The 16399-nt window shown below is 45.4% G+C and carries 17 protein-coding genes; 4 read left to right on the forward strand and 13 right to left on the reverse strand.

Features of this window, described 5'->3' with window-relative positions; all coding sequences use genetic code 11:
- Positions 1-86 precede the first annotated feature (86 nt).
- From CHH60_RS18365 to CHH60_RS18405, 9 genes are all read right to left on the reverse strand, one after another.
- Positions 87-1949, reverse strand: coding sequence for a transglycosylase domain-containing protein (locus CHH60_RS18365; RefSeq protein WP_255247989.1), 1863 nt, complete (start codon positions 1947-1949; stop codon positions 87-89).
- On the reverse strand, positions 1946-2668 hold the full coding sequence (locus CHH60_RS18370; protein ID WP_095360504.1) for a HAMP domain-containing protein: 723 nt from the start codon (positions 2666-2668) through the stop codon (positions 1946-1948). The genes CHH60_RS18365 and CHH60_RS18370 overlap by 4 nt, the downstream gene beginning before the upstream one ends.
- A 123-nt stretch (positions 2669-2791) precedes the next feature.
- On the reverse strand, positions 2792-3928 hold the full coding sequence (locus CHH60_RS18375) for a sensor histidine kinase (protein WP_095360505.1): 1137 nt from the start codon (positions 3926-3928) through the stop codon (positions 2792-2794).
- A 66-nt stretch (positions 3929-3994) separates the two neighbouring features.
- On the reverse strand, positions 3995-4726 hold the full coding sequence (locus CHH60_RS18380; protein ID WP_176476115.1) for a response regulator transcription factor: 732 nt from the start codon (positions 4724-4726) through the stop codon (positions 3995-3997).
- Entirely contained in the window at positions 4723-5664 is a 942-nt protein-coding gene (locus tag CHH60_RS18385; protein ID WP_176476116.1) for an aminoglycoside phosphotransferase family protein, read from the reverse strand. The genes CHH60_RS18380 and CHH60_RS18385 overlap by 4 nt, the downstream gene beginning before the upstream one ends.
- A 134-nt stretch (positions 5665-5798) precedes the next feature.
- Positions 5799-6257 (reverse strand): DinB family protein, encoded by a 459-nt coding sequence (locus tag CHH60_RS18390; RefSeq protein WP_095360507.1) that lies wholly within the window; start codon positions 6255-6257, stop codon positions 5799-5801.
- Positions 6258-6455: 198 nt separating this feature from the next.
- The gene (locus CHH60_RS18395; protein WP_095360508.1) at positions 6456-7397 is read right to left on the reverse strand and encodes a YwqG family protein; all 942 of its coding nucleotides are present in this window, start codon (positions 7395-7397) and stop codon (positions 6456-6458) included.
- Between the two features lie 150 nt (positions 7398-7547).
- Positions 7548-8837, reverse strand: a complete 1290-nt coding sequence (locus CHH60_RS18400) for an ammonium transporter (protein ID WP_095360509.1) — start codon at positions 8835-8837, stop codon at positions 7548-7550.
- Positions 8834-9253 (reverse strand): hypothetical protein, encoded by a 420-nt coding sequence (locus CHH60_RS18405; RefSeq protein WP_095289285.1) that lies wholly within the window; start codon positions 9251-9253, stop codon positions 8834-8836. The genes CHH60_RS18400 and CHH60_RS18405 overlap by 4 nt, the downstream gene beginning before the upstream one ends.
- A 280-nt stretch (positions 9254-9533) precedes the next feature.
- Here CHH60_RS18405 and CHH60_RS18410 point away from each other — a divergent pair, with 280 nt between their 5' ends.
- The gene (locus CHH60_RS18410) at positions 9534-10025 is read left to right on the forward strand and encodes a DinB family protein (protein ID WP_095360510.1); all 492 of its coding nucleotides are present in this window, start codon (positions 9534-9536) and stop codon (positions 10023-10025) included.
- A 129-nt stretch (positions 10026-10154) separates the two neighbouring features.
- Here the strand turns inward: CHH60_RS18410 and CHH60_RS18415 are convergent, their stop codons facing one another.
- Positions 10155-10661 (reverse strand): GNAT family N-acetyltransferase, encoded by a 507-nt coding sequence (locus tag CHH60_RS18415; protein WP_095360511.1) that lies wholly within the window; start codon positions 10659-10661, stop codon positions 10155-10157.
- 138 nt (positions 10662-10799) lie between these two features.
- The gene (locus CHH60_RS18420; protein WP_095360512.1) at positions 10800-11222 is read right to left on the reverse strand and encodes an Lrp/AsnC family transcriptional regulator; all 423 of its coding nucleotides are present in this window, start codon (positions 11220-11222) and stop codon (positions 10800-10802) included.
- Positions 11223-11389: 167 nt separating this feature from the next.
- Here CHH60_RS18420 and CHH60_RS18425 point away from each other — a divergent pair, with 167 nt between their 5' ends.
- Complete coding sequence (locus CHH60_RS18425) at positions 11390-11596, forward strand: DUF1272 domain-containing protein (protein WP_095360513.1); 207 nt, start codon at positions 11390-11392, stop codon at positions 11594-11596.
- Positions 11597-11652: 56 nt separating this feature from the next.
- On the opposite strand, the gene CHH60_RS18430 is transcribed toward CHH60_RS18425, so the two are convergent.
- Positions 11653-12591, reverse strand: a complete 939-nt coding sequence (locus tag CHH60_RS18430; protein ID WP_095360545.1) for an alpha/beta fold hydrolase — start codon at positions 12589-12591, stop codon at positions 11653-11655.
- 441 nt (positions 12592-13032) lie between these two features.
- On the opposite strand from CHH60_RS18430, the gene CHH60_RS18435 reads away from it, so the two are divergent.
- A complete protein-coding gene (locus tag CHH60_RS18435) occupies positions 13033-13578 on the forward strand; it encodes a GNAT family N-acetyltransferase (RefSeq protein ID WP_095360514.1) in 546 nt (181 codons plus the stop codon).
- 63 nt (positions 13579-13641) lie between these two features.
- Here the strand turns inward: CHH60_RS18435 and CHH60_RS18440 are convergent, their stop codons facing one another.
- Positions 13642-15150, reverse strand: a complete 1509-nt coding sequence (locus CHH60_RS18440; RefSeq protein ID WP_176476117.1) for an alpha/beta hydrolase family protein — start codon at positions 15148-15150, stop codon at positions 13642-13644.
- A gap of 630 nt (positions 15151-15780) precedes the next feature.
- Between CHH60_RS18440 and CHH60_RS18445 the strand changes: the two genes are divergently transcribed.
- On the forward strand, positions 15781-16248 hold the full coding sequence (locus tag CHH60_RS18445; RefSeq protein ID WP_095360515.1) for a MarR family transcriptional regulator: 468 nt from the start codon (positions 15781-15783) through the stop codon (positions 16246-16248).
- Positions 16249-16399 lie beyond the last annotated feature (151 nt).

Genomic DNA, 16399 nt, shown 5'->3' on the forward strand with positions numbered 1-16399 from the left:
CGTTAAAACGTACATTATACCTCATGATCCATATTTTGTGTTGTAAATCAGGAAATATAAGACAACAGGTTGGATCCATTTCAACTCTACCGATCTGCACGGTTCATTACTGATGCAAACAAATCTGCTGCCGCACCACTCCCCGAACGCATGTAATGTTCTGCATCGGTGTAGTCAAATCCCATCCAGACAGCTGCAGTCCACTTGCTCGTGTACCCGACAAACCATAGATCCCGATTACCCTCCCTGCCGATCCCAGGTACGGCGGCCTGTGTCGTTCCCGTTTTCCCCGCCACCTTATACCGGCTCAGCTGAGCCCGGCTGCCGGTTCCCTGGCTAACCACATTTTGCAGCATCATGGTCATTGTATTAGCCGTAGTGGACGTGATCACCTGCTTGTTCTCGGGTCGATACGCGTAAATGATTCGTCCATTCGTGTCCCTAATCTCTCGAATTAGATGTGCTGTATTGAATCTGCCATCATTGGCAAACACGGAATAGGCCTGGGCCATTTTCAGCGGCGATACGCCTTTATGTACACCTCCCAGCGCAATGGAGAGGTTGAAATCTTCCTGATCCAGTTCAATCCCCAGTCGGCTAGCAAACTCATGTGCCTGCTTCAGCCCCGTCTGATTCAGAAGCCATACCGCTGGTGCATTAATGGATTTCTGGAGTGCAAATGACATCGTGACAGAACCTCTATACTGTCCTCCCAGATTGCTTGGTCGATAACTGCCATACGATGTGCGTTTGTCAGGCAGCATGCTCTCCGGTCTAAAATGACCCGATTCCAGAGCTGGACCATACGCAATAATCGGCTTAAATGCCGAACCAGGCTGCCTTGCGTCGGTGATTGCCCGGTTCATGCCACCCGTCACTGGATTTCGTCCACCCATCATTGCTTTCACTTCACCATTATGCTGATCAACTATAACCATACTCGCCTGTACCTGTTCATCTTCCCGATCATCGCTAAACCTTGAGGGGTCACGGAATGCTTCCTCCATGGCAAGCTGCGCCTGGCTGTCGAGTCCGGTGTGAATGGTCCATCCTGCGGATTGAATATCCGCTTCTCGTTTGCCCGTGAGACAAGCAGCTTCCTGCATCACTGTATCCACAGCAGATATATAATCCGGCATAGGTTGATCTACTGCAGCTGACACAGATGCTGCTTCAGGCGGCGTATAGTCCACTCGGCGCGCTTCCTCCATTTGTTCTCGGGTAATCAGCCCCTGTTCGTACATGAGAGTAAGGATGACGGAACGCCTGTGCTTGGATCGCTCATCATCATCCACCGGATTATAGATGGAAGGCCCCTTGGGAATACCCGCCAGCGTAGCGATCTGCCATAGCTCAAGCTGACGCAGGTTTTCATGGCCGAAGTAACGCCGCGCGGCGGCTTTCACTCCATACTGCTGGCGCCCCATATAAATATGATTCAGATACATCTCCAGCAGTTCATCCTTGTTAAATCTCTTCTCCAGTGAAATAGCTATCGACATTTCGTTCACTTTCCGCACCAGCGTTTTCTCTCCACTCAAGTACAGATTTCTGGCCAACTGCTGCGTAATGGAGCTGCCTCCCTGACTCCAATCCATGTGTGCGATATCCTGCACAACAGCCCGGCCTATACCGATATAATCGATCCCTTCATGCTGATAAAAGCGGCGGTCTTCCGTAACCAGAAATGCCTGTATTAACAGCTCCGGCATGTCTTCGAGATCCGTATATTCTGCAAACCCGCTCGACTGCGTACGGAATCTGGCAATTTCGGCTCCAGTCGAGTCAGTAATAACGGTCGAAGAGGCTTTGGCTATGGCCTCCGGATGATTACGCACCATAGCCTCACCGTATAGAGCCATATAGAGACAACCCATCAGTAACAAAACAACAACGACTACTGCTGCATCAAAAATAGGATATATGGCCTTCTTTAATTTACTTCTCAATATCCCTGCTCCTTGCCTTCCTGTTCTTCAGGGAAGGCATGTTTACTCGCATCCAGGTGAACGGACTCAAGTGCATGCTGTAACAGTAATGTCTGTTCATAGGCCATTCTTGCCCAATGCTCTATCTCAGCTTGGTCCCGGCAGTGTCCTTTCATGATTTCCTCCAGAGCAGATCGAACTCCATACAGCGTCAGTTTGATAGGCAAATCGGATTGCACCGAACCTCGCTGCACTTCATCTCTTTTCATCTTCTCATCAGCATGATTATCGAAACCCGGAGTATGTTCAGTCAGTGAAGCGAAACCTTCACGTCCATTCAACTGTCCCTTATGCATGCCAAGCGCGATCTCATTCAGGTTGGCTGCGATCTGCCGGAGCTCTCCTCGATTCAACACCTCAATCGGGGCGGGGATCTGCCCCGCCGCCATCTCCTGTGTTCCCATGGTAATCCGATTCATATCGTCTGAAATTTTCTGGGATCGAATCCAAAAGAACAGAGCAAATAAGGCTCCTCCGATGAATATCAAGAAGGGCCTTGTTCCGACATGGTTGATTCCCCAGTTGACCATACGAGTCACCACAGTTGTCTCAGAAAAGAGGTGATGATAAGCGAAACGTGTCATGCGATAAACGACAAACAGGAGCATGGCGCTAAGCAGCGCACTTGCTCCACAGATGTATATGTATCTTAATCTGACTGTACGTAATGAACCTCTCATATCCGGTCTCCTCCTCCATTTAAGTAGATCCTTGTGGATTGAGGTTAAGCTTACCGAATACTTCTTAATAAGGAAGTGGTTAACTTCTTATCATTTTCTTAATATATGCCGCTTCTGTTACCTTCACTGTTCCTCTGAATCATGATGAATAAAGGCAGGTGCCAGCGGGAAGCGGGTCACAAAATCCGTTCTGCCATTTTCACTGAATGCGGCGATACGGCCATGATGCAGCTCAATCATGGATTTGGCAATAGCGAGGCCAAGCCCCGTGCCTCCTGTTTCGCGCGAGCGGGATTTGTCGACCCGGTAGAACCTTTCAAATAAATGAGGCAGATCCTGAGCAGGGATAGATTCTCCATAATTACTGATACGGACCACTGCTTCTCCCTCATCAAGGGATAATGCAATTTCAACCACTTTCCCTTGTGCTCCATACCGGATTGCATTGCTGAACAAGTTCTCGTAGGCTCGGACAAGCTCTCCAGGAGCTGCCATAATCCAGAGCGGCTCCTGACCGCCAGTGATCTTGTACGTCATGCCTGCCTCTTCCAGCATGGGAGCAAACTCCTCAGCCAGCTGCATCAGGAACGGATTCAGATTAAGCGGTGTCAGAGACAAGGGAAGGCTTCCACCGCTAACACGTGTATACTCGAATAAATCATCAATCAATTTCCTTAAGGTTAAGGATTTCTCATATGCAATGCTGACATAATAACGCATTTCAATCTCGTCCTGATACCGATCCTTCTCGATGTACTCCAGGAAACCAAGAATGGAGGTCAGCGGCGTTCGGAGATCATGAGAAATACCCGTGATCAGGTCATTTTTGGCAGTTACCGCACTTCGCTCTTCCTGCAGCGATTGCTGCAATTGCTCGGCCATTTGATTGATGCTGGCAGCAACCACGCCGAATTCATCCGATGTCTTCACCTCGATCCGGTGTGACAGCTCCCCTTTGGCTACCTCCTGAATACCGTCCGTAATTTCATCCAGAACCAGCATCACCCTGCTCGTGAACAGGAAAAAGAACAGCACAAAAGCTAGCACGCCGATCATAATCATCAGCGGAACAGAACCAATATGGTTAATCAGCCACCGGATTCCTCTGGCCGGAATGGAGTAATCGTGATAGACCTGGGCTGCCAGAATGGATTGCACAACCTTGCTGCCGCCATACAGAATAGCTGCCGTCAAAATTCCGCTCAGTAGAAAGGCATAGATAAACTTCCACCGGACCGTATTAATTAATTTTGAATTCATATACAAGACTCCCTGCTCATGTGCTTCAACTGCCATGCAACGTTGCGATATAATCGAGCATTCGTGTTACGGTTTAATCATTTTGTAGCCGACGCCCCACACGGTTTGAATAAACTTCGGATGTTTACTGTCGACTTCAATTTTCTCGCGAATCTTCCGGATATGTACCATCACCGTATTATTGGATTCCATAAATTCTTCTTTCCATACCTGTCTGTAAATTTGCTCCATGCTTAATACAGAGCCTTGATGACGTGCGAGCAGCTCCAGGACGGCGAATTCCCGCGGAGTCAGACGAACAGGCTGCTCGTCTACCCAGACCTCATGTGTATCGGTATTGATGACCAAATCATCGATGACCCATTCATGCTCCTTGTGTTCCCGTCCTTCATTGAACGTATAGTACCTGCGAAGCTGGGATTTGGCCCTGGCAACAAGTTCGAGGGGATTAAACGGCTTGGTCACATAATCGTCCGCACCAATGCTTAGTCCCGTTATCTTGTCGATATCCATACTCTTGGCGGACAGCATGATGATGGGCATCTTCTGCTCTTCCCTGATCTTCATGCACGCTTCGAGTCCGTCCATATTCGGCATCATGACATCCAGAATAATCAGATCGATCTGTTCTTTCTTCAGTTTTTCCAGTGCTTCCAGTCCGTCACTTGCCGTCAAAACCCTGTAACCTTCATTGCCAAAATAAATCTCCATCAATTTAATAATTTCCTGCTCGTCATCCACAAGCAGAATTGTAGCTGGCTGTGCCACGGCATTATTCCTTTCGATTCCATGAATCATTGATTCTTCAAATTATACCACTGGGGAACGAATCTGCGAAAATCATCATGATCTTCCCGGACACGCTCAATCTTGTCCATCATGTCATTTGTCTCTTCCGGTTTCACCTGCTGGATCCATACGACAGAAGATACAAGCGCCATTGCTGTGTATAAGGAATACAATCTCCAGAACTGCTCGTCAGGCTCATTCCCGCCCAAGTAACCCTGGATCTGTCCAATGGAATAGGGAATGCTCGTCTCGGATGCAAACAAGCCCAGCTTCAGAAATTCATGAACCGGATCACCCTGGTCAAAACAGTTAAAATCGATAACACCTGCGAGCCTATCGTCCTTGATTACAAGGTTGCCCGGATGAAAGTCATCATGCTGGAACCCATCGGGCCGATGTTTCATCCAGTCCAGATTCTCCTCGATAAATGCCAGAACATGCTGATCATGTTCCATTTTGACAGAACATTGTCTATACTTCTCCGCATAACGCTTATGCTTCTTGCTCTTACGTATGTACCACGATTCTGCTTGATCCTCTAGCTTGAATTGGTGAATTTTCCGCAGCTCAGCACCTGCTTGCACACCTATAGCCCACTGGCTCTGTTGGTTCATCTGTGGGAGCACCTTCGATGCGTCTTCACCCTCTATGTAGCTAAGCAGCATATAGCCATTTTCTTCATCAAGTCGCCCCATGCTAACCGGAAACGGACAGCGAACCCCCAACTCCTGCATGCCCGCCATACATTGATATTCATTTCTTTTCAAGGGTTCTTGAGACAAGTCAAATGTGCGCAGCAAAAAATCCCCTCGACCCGGGATTTTAACCTTGAACTTCAGATCAGAAGAATAACCTTCCATTATTGGCTGAAGCTCCATCGCCTGTTGCAGCTTAAGAATATTTCGTAGCTTTTCTTTTAACGCATCATACATCATTTTCTGTCCCATTCCTCCTCCTAAATCATTGAAGCGTATGATCAGCTTGTTGCTCCAGTGTGCGTTGCCTGCAATCAATTGCACGATTCTATGTATGGAGTAGATAGACACGATTCGGGAAATACCAAAATGTACTATGTAGTTCACTATGCAAACAATACTACGCCAGGCTCGATCCCCTCCAGAGTCAGCATCGTGTACAACTGCCCTCTGTGATGATATATATGCCCCATCATTTCGAGCAGCCATTCCAAACGGCTGTATGAAGCCCCCCAATAAGAGTCTGTTACCTTCAACAGTTCCTCTGTGTTAAACTGCCTGTACCGCTGATACAGATACATCCGATTCTCCGCCAGGGACTGCTTGACCTCACTCAGCGTACGGGGATGATTCATCTCGTAGAACATCGTCATCTCTTCTTCCGTTGCACCTTCGGATATGTACACATCTGCACGGCAGATCAACGACAGATGAGACAGCAGTTCACCAACCGAGCGCTTCCCCTCAATCGGAGTTAAAGCCAAGTCCTCTTCGGACAGCTGATCACAGATGTCAATCAACGATGTGACTGCCACATCAATATGTTTGAATACGGATTCTATCACCCGAACCACTTCCTTTTTATCCCATTATACAGAACATATGATCCCGTTTCAACCCAGACCATACCCCCTATATAAATAAACAGGTTGTGCACCAAAACCAACATTCACTGAACAAAAAAATGAACAAAAAAATCCCTCTTCCATCATATGGACGGAAACAGGGACATTTTTGTTGCTTCTATACATTTAATCCGGATCTTAGCTTGAATATAACGAACAATACGTTTGGTCGAATCTTCCGGCAAACAGATCCGATTTACGAATGAAAAATTGCAGTTCTCCGCAATCCCACCACTGGAAACCAATGCCGTCATGGGTATCTATCTTAAGAAGCAGTAAGGTATCCTCCAGTTCCTGCAGTGTGCGTTCCGGATCTCCGCCATAATGGGCGGTCAGCTTGTTCTCGCATTTCTCTTCGTCATACTCGTATTCTTCACCAAGTACGATCTGTAACAGGGCTTGATGCTCTGCATCCGGGTGCTGGCCGTCAGGGTAACCGAACATTCCGCCCCAATTCTGGGTACTCGGATGATTCCAGTCCGATTCGAATTCAAGATACCGCTCATACAGCCCCCCTTCCGGGTCTGCCACTTCATTCTCGCCCGTCTGCTGTACGGATAGTGCATTCAGCGCCTGGGCATCAACATAAGCATATGTAGGAAACTCCAAATTAGGCAGTACCGTAACGGCATATGCAGCAAATTCGGTCTCCAGCGCGGTAACGCCTTCAGGCTCACGCCTAGTCAAGTTATGCGAATCCGGCTCATAGATCACATGATGTTCAATATTGTAGGCGGGCTCATCGACTCCAATAAAAAAGTAGAGCATTCCCCGTTCAGGCAAGCTCACGCGTCCATCATTCGGGGTATATGGAAGCAAGTCCACAAGATTCAGCTGGGCAAGAAAAGTCATCGGCACACCATCCTGTGTCAGCGGCCACTGGATATGCTCAGGGAGGTCCGGATTGCCGCCCACACGTGAATTGCCCGTTCGGCGATATTCATCGAGTGTCGATACATCCAGCCGGATTCCCCAGCGACTTGAAGATACCAATAGATCAGCGGCAGTGCCCAATCCGTACTCCTCCAGCGTTTTGCGAGCTTTTCTAGTCAGACGTTCACATTGTTCGGGTTTAATCATTCAGATCCTCTCCTTCAGCCAATACATCTATGGTGAGACATATTCACGTTCACACCTGTATATTCTTCCGGCATGAGTTCTTTCCCTGCTTAAAGTTAAAAAAAGAGACCCGCAGAACGATCTACAGGTCTCCTTACATATATAACCTTGTTAACGAATCTGCTCGGACGAATCACGCTGTAAAGCCCGAATGTGCTCTTCTCCATCGAGAAACTCATGAGCCTGATGCGCAGCCATCACGCCATGGTAGCTAATATCCAGTCCCAGATCTTCCTCTTCTTCCGTGGAACGAACAGGTACCATTTTGCCAATGAGCTTCAGACCGAACCAGGTCATGACAAAGCCCCAAATGACAAGCGCCGCGAGTCCCAGTGCCTGGACACCGAGCAGCTTCCATCCACCGCCCATGAATAACCCGCCGTCTGTTGCGAACAGCCCTACAGCAATCGTACCCCACATCCCGGATGCCGCATGGACAGGAAAAGCACCAACCGGATCATCAATCCGGCGACGTTCAAGCCAATTGGTTGCTGCCATCATGAGCAGGCCGGATACTGCACCAATAAAGATCGCTGCTGCATCACCTACAAATGCACAGCCTGCCGTAATCCCCACCAGACCGGCAAGAGATCCATTAATGACCGACGGAGCATCTGAACGTTTGAAGCGGAACAGCGTGTATAACATCGTAACCGCTCCACCCGAGGCAGCTGATAGCATGGTGACAATCGCTATATGACCGATTCTTGGATCCGTGGCGCTCAGCGTGCTCCCTGCGTTGAAGCCGAACCAGCCAAACCACAGCAGAAATGCGCCTACGGAAGCAAGCGGAAGATTGCTGGGAAGAGCAATTGCACTCACGCCATGAGGCGTGTATTTGCCTTTGCGCGGACCAATAATGATCGCTGCAGCCAAGGCCGAGAATCCGCCCAGGGCATGAATGACAGCCGATCCGGCAAAATCCTGCATGCCCAGCTCGCTGAGCCAACCACCGCCCCATGCCCAGTGACCGCCAACCGGGTATATTATAGCCGTCATCAAAATGATATACAGGAGATAGGCCCGGAAGTTGATCCGTTCTGCTACCGCACCTGATACGATTGAAATAACAGCGATGGTGAATGCGGCCTGGAACAGCCAGAACGTTTCAAGCGATACAGGCACGTCGATATGAGACAGATCGCCATTCAGGAAGAATCCCGTAACTCCAACAAAACCTCCGGCATCAGAACCGTACATCAATCCGAATCCAACAGCATAAAACAGTAATGTGCCTATCGTAATGTCGGCAAAAACCTTCATAATAATGTTCACACTATTTTTATAACGGACAAACCCGGCCTCCAGGAGGGCAAATCCACCCTCCATCAATAAAATCATGGCCGCACTCAGTACTACCCAGACCGTATCGATCCCGGAGCTTAACGTCTCCAAAGTCATGCTTGTACATCCTCCGTTTCACTAAGCTGTCTGATCTCGCGGATCATATCGGGCGGAAGCTCAATCTCGCCTTTCTCCTTGATGTGAGGGTGCTCGATTTGCTCCATAATCCGATCCAGTTCACGAATATGACGGCGGATCTGTTCCATCTTGCGAAAGCGCTCCTTCACCTGCACCATATATTCCACGGCCTGATGATGGGACGCAGGACGGCCTGCGAACCACTTTCGTACGGTCGACATGGATTGATAGGCGACTTCCTCCGCACGCTTCTTTTGTTCAAATTGTTCAATTTTATGTTTGAGGGTTCCAATCTCATTTTCTTTTTTGACCTTCAACTGCTCGATAAGGTACAATAAATCGGACGATGATATTTGCAATGCTGTATGGTGATACACCTCGTCGATCACTAACATATCATGTCAGGACTCCTTACATATCAAGTTACTTGTTACCGATTATAGTTTGCCGTGGTCTGCTCGTCAATCTTTTTTTGGAGTCCGTTTATTTGGATGAGAAGTCGTTTTTCGCAGACGGCTTTATTTTTGTTTATATCACTACACATAACAACATCAATTCGGCACCATTCGCATTTCCCGCTTCGATCCTCTATGCTATAGATCAAGCATCCGCATTTCAGTACTGGACCCACACAAATTGACATCTAGAACCCATGTATAAGGAGAGGATTGCAACATGTTAACTCGCAATGACGATATTCGGCACCAAATCTGGCTGACCGTCTCAGAGCTGGACGAAGAACAATTGAACCGGAAACCTGCACCGGAGCAATGGAGTGTTATGCAGGTACTACGTCACTTGAACCTAATGGAGCGCATCATCGTGAAGCAAGCTGAGCTTGCTCTGCAGAAGGAACAAAATATGACTGTGGATAAAAAACCTTACGAACTTTCACTGGACCGCAGCCGTTCCGTTGATGCTCCCCCCCATTTGCAGCCACCCGTAGAGCCGGAATCCCTTGCTGACGTTCGCCGAGATCTGGAACAATCCCATCAGGCATTGACTGATTTCGCCCAAAACAATGACTCCTCCCTGCTGCGCAGCAAGTCTTTCCCTCATCCTGTATTTGGAGAGATGGACCTTGCCCAGTGGGTTGATTTTGCAAGCTATCATGAAGAACGCCATCTCGGGCAGATCAAGGATATCAAGCAGCAGCTCGGATTTTAAGAGCTCTCCGTATCTGCAATAAATACGTAAAAAAACCTCCAAAGCACATCATCGTGCTTTGGAGGTTTTTTGGGTTCAAAGTAGTCATTATGAATTAAATTCATGGCTCATGGCCTGACAGCAGATCATTCACATTATTTTTTTGCCCAAAATCGCCAAATCCCGGTTCACACCGTCCAGTACTGCCACTTCCGGATAGTAGCCCCATTGCTCAAAGCCATGCTTGCGCAGCAAACCAAGACTTGGTTCATTATGTCCAAATACAAAGCCCAGAATCGTTGTAATTCCCAGCGCAGGACAAGCAGCAAAAATCGTATTTAACAAACGTCCACCAGCCCCGATACCCCGGCATCGCTCGTCAACGTACACACTCACTTCCACTGTACCGTTGTATGCCGGCCGTCCGTAAAATGAACTCAGACTGGCCCAGGCCACAACTTGTCCTTCAAGTCTCATCACCCAGAGTGGACGACGGTCCGGTGAATGCTCCTCAAACCAAGGCACGCGCTGCTCAACCGTAACAGGCTCCAGGTCTGCTGTCACCATTCGGCTCTCAATTGTGGAATTATAAATCTCCACAATTCTCGGCAAATCCTCAAGACGCGCATATTCAATCTGCACACGTTCCAGCTTCATCTCTATTCCCCCATCATTCCATATCGAACTCTAGTATGACGAATATTATAACGGAGAAGACAAGCAGACGTCATCCCCCAAACATTCCTATGAAAAGGCGAGGGAATACCATACCATGAACGGTTTACTCCATTGCTTTTAGTTGATGGCTTTACTCTCTACAGGTGAAGAAAGTCTAATCAAGGTCGATGGCTGTCCAAATGACATTGAAGCATCTATAAAGCTCTCTAGAGATTGAACTGAATCCGTCAAAACCTTGATTAAATAGTTGTACGATCCAGCCAGCCGATGACATTCGATCACACCTGTATGATCTTTGCAAAACGCTGTGAACTGTTCACACTTTGTATTGTTATAGAGGATAAATGCTGTGATAGGTTTGTCTATTTTATCCGGATTAATGATTGCTTTATAGCCAGCGATAATCCCTTTCTCTTCAAGCTTCTTAACTCTCTCGTTCACTGCAGGGGTGGATAACCCTACTTTTTTCCCTAATTCCGTAAAGGAACACCGGGCATTTTCCTGCAAGTGTAATAGTATGTCTCGATCAATCTCATCCATGGTTATAACTCCTCATTAAGAATTTTAAGTGAAACGCTATTTTTTCAATTAAAAAGAAAGTCATTCTATAAAATTACAATCAGTTCATTATGTAAGGGGAGCAACGTATTTATTAAAATTAGATCATTAGAACGTTTCAATAAAATAAAAAACAGGAGGTCTTTACCTTGTCTTTAGAAATGAGAAATACCTGTGAAACATGCGAAAGCAGGCTCCATACGGATTCTTTAGCTTATATTTGTACGCATGAATGTACTTTTTGCCATGAGTGTACTGTGGAAATGAATTATGTGTGCCCTAATTGTAAAGGAGAACTTGTACAAAGGCCAAGAAGTAAATCTTCAATGAGTTGTCCCCTATCACCTGTTAAATGAACAAAAGCAGTCGATCATGGATCGGCTGCCTTTTTAAAATTTCTTGTTGAGCTTCCTTATTCCCTTCCCTCAATATCATTCATGAATTTCAAGACAGCTTCGCTCATCTCCTTGGAGTGGGTCCAATGAAGGTAATGATGGCCTTGCAAAGAGATGATTGTACTCGCAGGATGATCCGTAAGTTGGGTTTGTAAAAAAGTAAATAAAGATTTACGATCCCCCCTCACCCTGTCATCTTCTCTGCTAAAAAACAACACAGGCATATCTGATGGAAATGACATATGAGCTGTTTTTTTCACATTATTACCCAATTCATTGGTCTCTTGAACGACATTTTTGTTGTAACCTTTCCATGCTGTAATGGCTTTGGTCATTGCTAGATTCTTGTCCGAATAAGTACCCTCACTCGCAAGGGGAAGATAATTACGAGCATCCAGGGAGATGGCGAGCCTGGCTAATCCAGCGGGTGCCACATATCTCATATAACCTGGCATGGATGGAGGAGTTTCATTGAAGTATTCTAGAGCTGCTGGCAGTGTTGCGTCTATGCCTACAACCGCCTTAACCTCTTCAGGATATTCATGAGCATAGTACATGCTATAAATTCCGGAAACAGAATGCGGCATTAATACATATGGCCCTGGGATATTCAGTTGCTGCAGTGCACTTCTCAGTTCCCCAACGATGTGTTCCACCGTTCTTTTCTCATCGGTCATATCACTCCAGCCATATCCGAATGGCTCTATCACAACAACTTTGTTATGGGTGGACATTTCATTAATTAAAGGCTCAAAATCCAGCACAGGCGAAGCTGTTCCCAGGCCGTTTAATAACACAATGGTGTTTGGTCCGTTCCCTTTCGTGTAGACATGCATCCGTCTATCCTCTACTTGGATATACTTTCCTAATGCCGGGTATTTATCTCTTTCTACCAGCTTCATGATGTGATGAAAGCAAATCCAGATGAGTACAACGGACAACATGAACACAAGCATTCTCTTGAAGATGGTTAGAATCTTACTTTTCTTATTGACACTCACTTCATACTTGTCTCCCCTCCATATTTTTTTCGTCATCAAAAATGCTTTTTTCATTCCTCCATTTGTTATTGATGATCACCTTGGAAACGATCATAACCCTCCAGGTTAAAGGTGAAGTACGGACCCAGTTTAAGTTAAGTTTAAATTTTGGTTTTTTTCATCTTTCTTGATAAGTGGATGGTCAGTGGTGTATTGCAATTCGGGTGCTGTTGCTTGCTTACAGGAAATGTTCGTGCACTTCCATTTGTTAAAAGAAGCCAACCCGTCATAATGACGGGTTGGCTTCGCTTCTTGAACGGTCTTTTCGTAAAATTGGTTGCTTTGAATTATAACAACGAGCAATTTACTTTTTATGGTATTATATACATCAAAACATCCTAAAAGGAGTGTGTAATATTGGATAGTGAGAATACAATCAATATTTCTCCATTAAATGATGACCTAATAAAGGATATCAATAAGACCAATGATTCTTTTAAGATATATGGTAGAGTTGTCCCCAGTTTACAATCAGGAAGATGGTCTTATACTGAAGAACTTTATGATGAAACGAGAGAAACACGTTTTCCAGATGACCAACTTGATTGGAGCCATTATATAAACCGAGAGGATAAAACGTTGTTTTTAGCTTATATGAATAATACTTGCGTAGGACAAATCAGAATCATTAAGGATTGGAATCGTTTCTGTTATATTGAAAATATCGCTACTAAAAAAGATTATAGAGGCAGCGGCGTCGGAAAGTTGCTCTTACATAAAGCAGAAGAATGGGCCAAACAAAGAAAACTTATCGGAATGTCCTTGGAAGCTCAAGATGATAATCTAGATGCATGCCGGTTTTATGTGAAACAAGGATTCATACTAGGTGGAGCTGACTCACTGAAGCAGTCGTATACTCCTAATATTGAAACCACTTTATACTGGTATAAGTTGTTCAAGTAACAGGGAATTAGCGAAATAAAGGATACAGTTATTCCAACATAGGAAGGGCTGTTTTTTTATAGCTTACAACTCGCCTATTTTCACGAAATTCACTTCTGAAAAGCTGCTATTCGGTCCTTTCATTAAGGTTCCATTTTGATGTTTTAGATATAAATCGAAGAAATCCAGCATGTAGGCATTGATAGCGAAGTTAGCTCTTTGGGGCGCAATCTTTCCTGTAATGCCTAGCAGGTTGAAAATCGGAGAAATGAACTGTACATCGGTAAAATTCAAGTGTTCCGTATTTTCGATATAAAGGATTTGCCCCCCTTCATCGGCCGCTAGTCGCATCCGGTCAAGCTCTAACTTTTTGTCTTCCGTTACTTGATCCTCCCACTCTCTTGTTGAACCCATACGTTTAAGTTCTTCATCCGTGTAGACCCGGTTTTCCATCACCATTTTTAATTTTTCGAAATAGCTTTCCGAGTTGATAAACAAAAAAGGCTTTTGCAGACCCTCTCTGTCACTCAAACGATAAAGCCCTCCATCAAGATCTATTCCGACCGCGATTCGCGGATCGTATGAAGCGTCATAAGCCGTCGCTCCGCCGATGGAATGACCGAACACTCCGATATGACCCAGATCCAACCTTCCCTTTAGATTACTAGGAATCTGTCCCGATTGGATAAGCTCGAACTGGTCCAGCGTAAAGATTACATCTTTAGTTAACACTTCCCCCAACTTGTCGCGAATGCTTCTACTCTCCCTATAATCCTGATCCGGCGAAAATAAGTCGTTGGTTGTGTCGGTTGTAATTCGACCGTCTGGAAACTCGGTTGCAAATGTATTGTAGGTGTGGTCAATCACTGCAACGATATATCCGTGACTCGCGAGATGTTCAGCTTGCGTCGTGTGAAGGAACCTCGAAGAGCCAAAACCCGGACTTGCAATGATCAATGGGTATGCTTTCTGTTTCGAAGAGACTTTGGCCTCCAAATTAGCATGATTGGATACATACTGAAGGTGCTGAAACGTAAACCCGGGAAGGCCATAATTCCCAGCCATATAACGTAAAATCTCCGTATCAGGAATAAAGGAAGTGTAATGGCCAGTGCCAGCCTGAGCCGGATACCATACCTGAACCATCAATTCCCTTTTACCTTTCGCGGTTTCCCCAAACGTCTCCTCGCGGCTTGAATCAATAAAATGGAAAGCTTGCGTACCAACTTTCAACTCACCGGTTGGCACCGGAAGGTTGAAGACGGGAAACACGTAGAGGAGGCACCCTGTTGCCATTAGCCCTATCCCGATAAAAAGCCTACCGAGTACCCTTTGCATTCGAGAGACATTCCGAACGACTCTCGGCTTGATGAACATGCCAATAAGCGAAGTGATAAACATCAGGATTATGAATCCGTATAGAAATAAAAGCTGAATTCTGTATCCTTCGACAAGCCAATGTACCACTAAAAAAATGAAGCTTGCTCCGCTTGTCACGAGCAAGGTTGATTTTCGAATACGTGGATTATTGACGAACAGGAGCACCAACAAGCAAACACTTAAAAAGAAAAGCAGCATTTCTAAAAGCCTCACGCCAACTCCCCCTAGAAAATAATTCTATATGTGGATTAGTCTAAAGGAGAAGCTATGTGACTACCATTGATTTAAATGACAATTGCCTTACACGCTTGTAAGAATCTTCAACACACATTTCCCAGCTATAGATTCCAGTCAATTTAAAATGCCCGGTTCAACACCCGGGCAACATACACTTTTGTATGAGCCTTTCCTGTTTATCCGGATAAACAGGATTTGTGTCATGAGCTCCTGACATGGTAAGAACCTCCTCTTGATTTACATTGAATTAGACACCAGAGACTGTCAGAAGGCCACGTAAAAGTAAAATAAATATGTATTCAACCTTTCAAGCTTGTGGTTTGCTCAACTACTTATGATGTTGATTGAACAAACGTTTCTCGTTAGCGTAATAAAGCTGCCGATCTGCCGGCATCTTCAAACTTGTTTCTACGATAGAAATAAAGCTCTTCGTTAGTTCTATCGTTCCTTTTTCTTTACTGGTATCCAGATCTCACCTTGTGTATGCAATATTTGTTTGTCATTTTGTCAGTAGATGTTCACTCATCCGAACTATTGTTGAAGCGGAAACAAAAAATCAATATAATTATTATATCGTGTATCATAGGGCAGGAGGAACAGTCGGCCATGAACAAACAGGAACTAGTTGTGATGGAATTTAGGGACTTATTTAACAAAATGGTGTGGCTTAATAAAAGTAAGATGGAAGACAGACTTAAGGGCCATAAGCCTTCAGAAGTTCATTGTATTGAATACATTGAAAAAAATGTAGATCCGAATGTTACAAAACTTGCGGAATCCCTATATATGACCAAAGGTGCCATAAGCAAACTAACGAAGAAGCTTATGGGGAAAGGTCTCATTGAATGCTACCAGAAGTCTGAAAATAAAAAGGAAATTTATTTTAGGCTCACTGAGCAAGGGAAGGAAATTTATAATATCCATGAGGATCTACATCAAGAGTTTCAGGAGCGGGATAAAGACATCTTTGAACAGGTAACCGAGGAACAGTTTGAAAGTATGCGTAGCTTCATAAAAAAGTATAGTCAGCATCTAGATGCAGAAATAAAAAAACTGGGTCTAGAAATTAATTAAGCTGGAGAGTTTTGAATTATAGAAACTGAAATTACAGGAGCCGAGCTCTATTGAGAGCTGGCTGCTTTTTTATGGATAACATTTTGTTGACAAGGAAACTAAAATGAAATAACATTTTGTTGACCAGGAAACAAAAACTTCTGAAGAGGAG

The organism is Paenibacillus sp. 7523-1 (assembly GCF_002276415.1).
GTDB lineage: Bacteria > Bacillota > Bacilli > Paenibacillales > Paenibacillaceae > Paenibacillus > Paenibacillus illinoisensis_A.

What these genes read in the sequence shown, in the direction of transcription:
- CHH60_RS18370 (WP_095360504.1), bottom strand. Translation starts at nt 2,668, where the DNA reads ATGAGAGGTTCATTACGTACAGTCAGATTAAGATACATATACATCTGT.
- CHH60_RS18375 (WP_095360505.1), bottom strand. Translation starts at nt 3,928, where the DNA reads ATGAATTCAAAATTAATTAATACGGTCCGGTGGAAGTTTATCTATGCC.
- CHH60_RS18380 (WP_176476115.1), bottom strand. Translation starts at nt 4,726, where the DNA reads ATGATTCATGGAATCGAAAGGAATAATGCCGTGGCACAGCCAGCTACA.
- CHH60_RS18385 (WP_176476116.1), bottom strand. Translation starts at nt 5,664, where the DNA reads ATGGGACAGAAAATGATGTATGATGCGTTAAAAGAAAAGCTACGAAAT.
- CHH60_RS18395 (WP_095360508.1), bottom strand. Translation starts at nt 7,397, where the DNA reads ATGATTAAACCCGAACAATGTGAACGTCTGACTAGAAAAGCTCGCAAA.
- CHH60_RS18400 (WP_095360509.1), bottom strand. Translation starts at nt 8,837, where the DNA reads ATGACTTTGGAGACGTTAAGCTCCGGGATCGATACGGTCTGGGTAGTA.
- CHH60_RS18405 (WP_095289285.1), bottom strand. Translation starts at nt 9,253, where the DNA reads ATGTTAGTGATCGACGAGGTGTATCACCATACAGCATTGCAAATATCA.
- CHH60_RS18410 (WP_095360510.1), top strand. Translation starts at nt 9,534, where the DNA reads ATGTTAACTCGCAATGACGATATTCGGCACCAAATCTGGCTGACCGTC.
- CHH60_RS18415 (WP_095360511.1), bottom strand. Translation starts at nt 10,661, where the DNA reads ATGAAGCTGGAACGTGTGCAGATTGAATATGCGCGTCTTGAGGATTTG.
- CHH60_RS18420 (WP_095360512.1), bottom strand. Translation starts at nt 11,222, where the DNA reads ATGGATGAGATTGATCGAGACATACTATTACACTTGCAGGAAAATGCC.
- CHH60_RS18430 (WP_095360545.1), bottom strand. Translation starts at nt 12,591, where the DNA reads ATGCTTGTGTTCATGTTGTCCGTTGTACTCATCTGGATTTGCTTTCAT.
- CHH60_RS18445 (WP_095360515.1), top strand. Translation starts at nt 15,781, where the DNA reads ATGAACAAACAGGAACTAGTTGTGATGGAATTTAGGGACTTATTTAAC.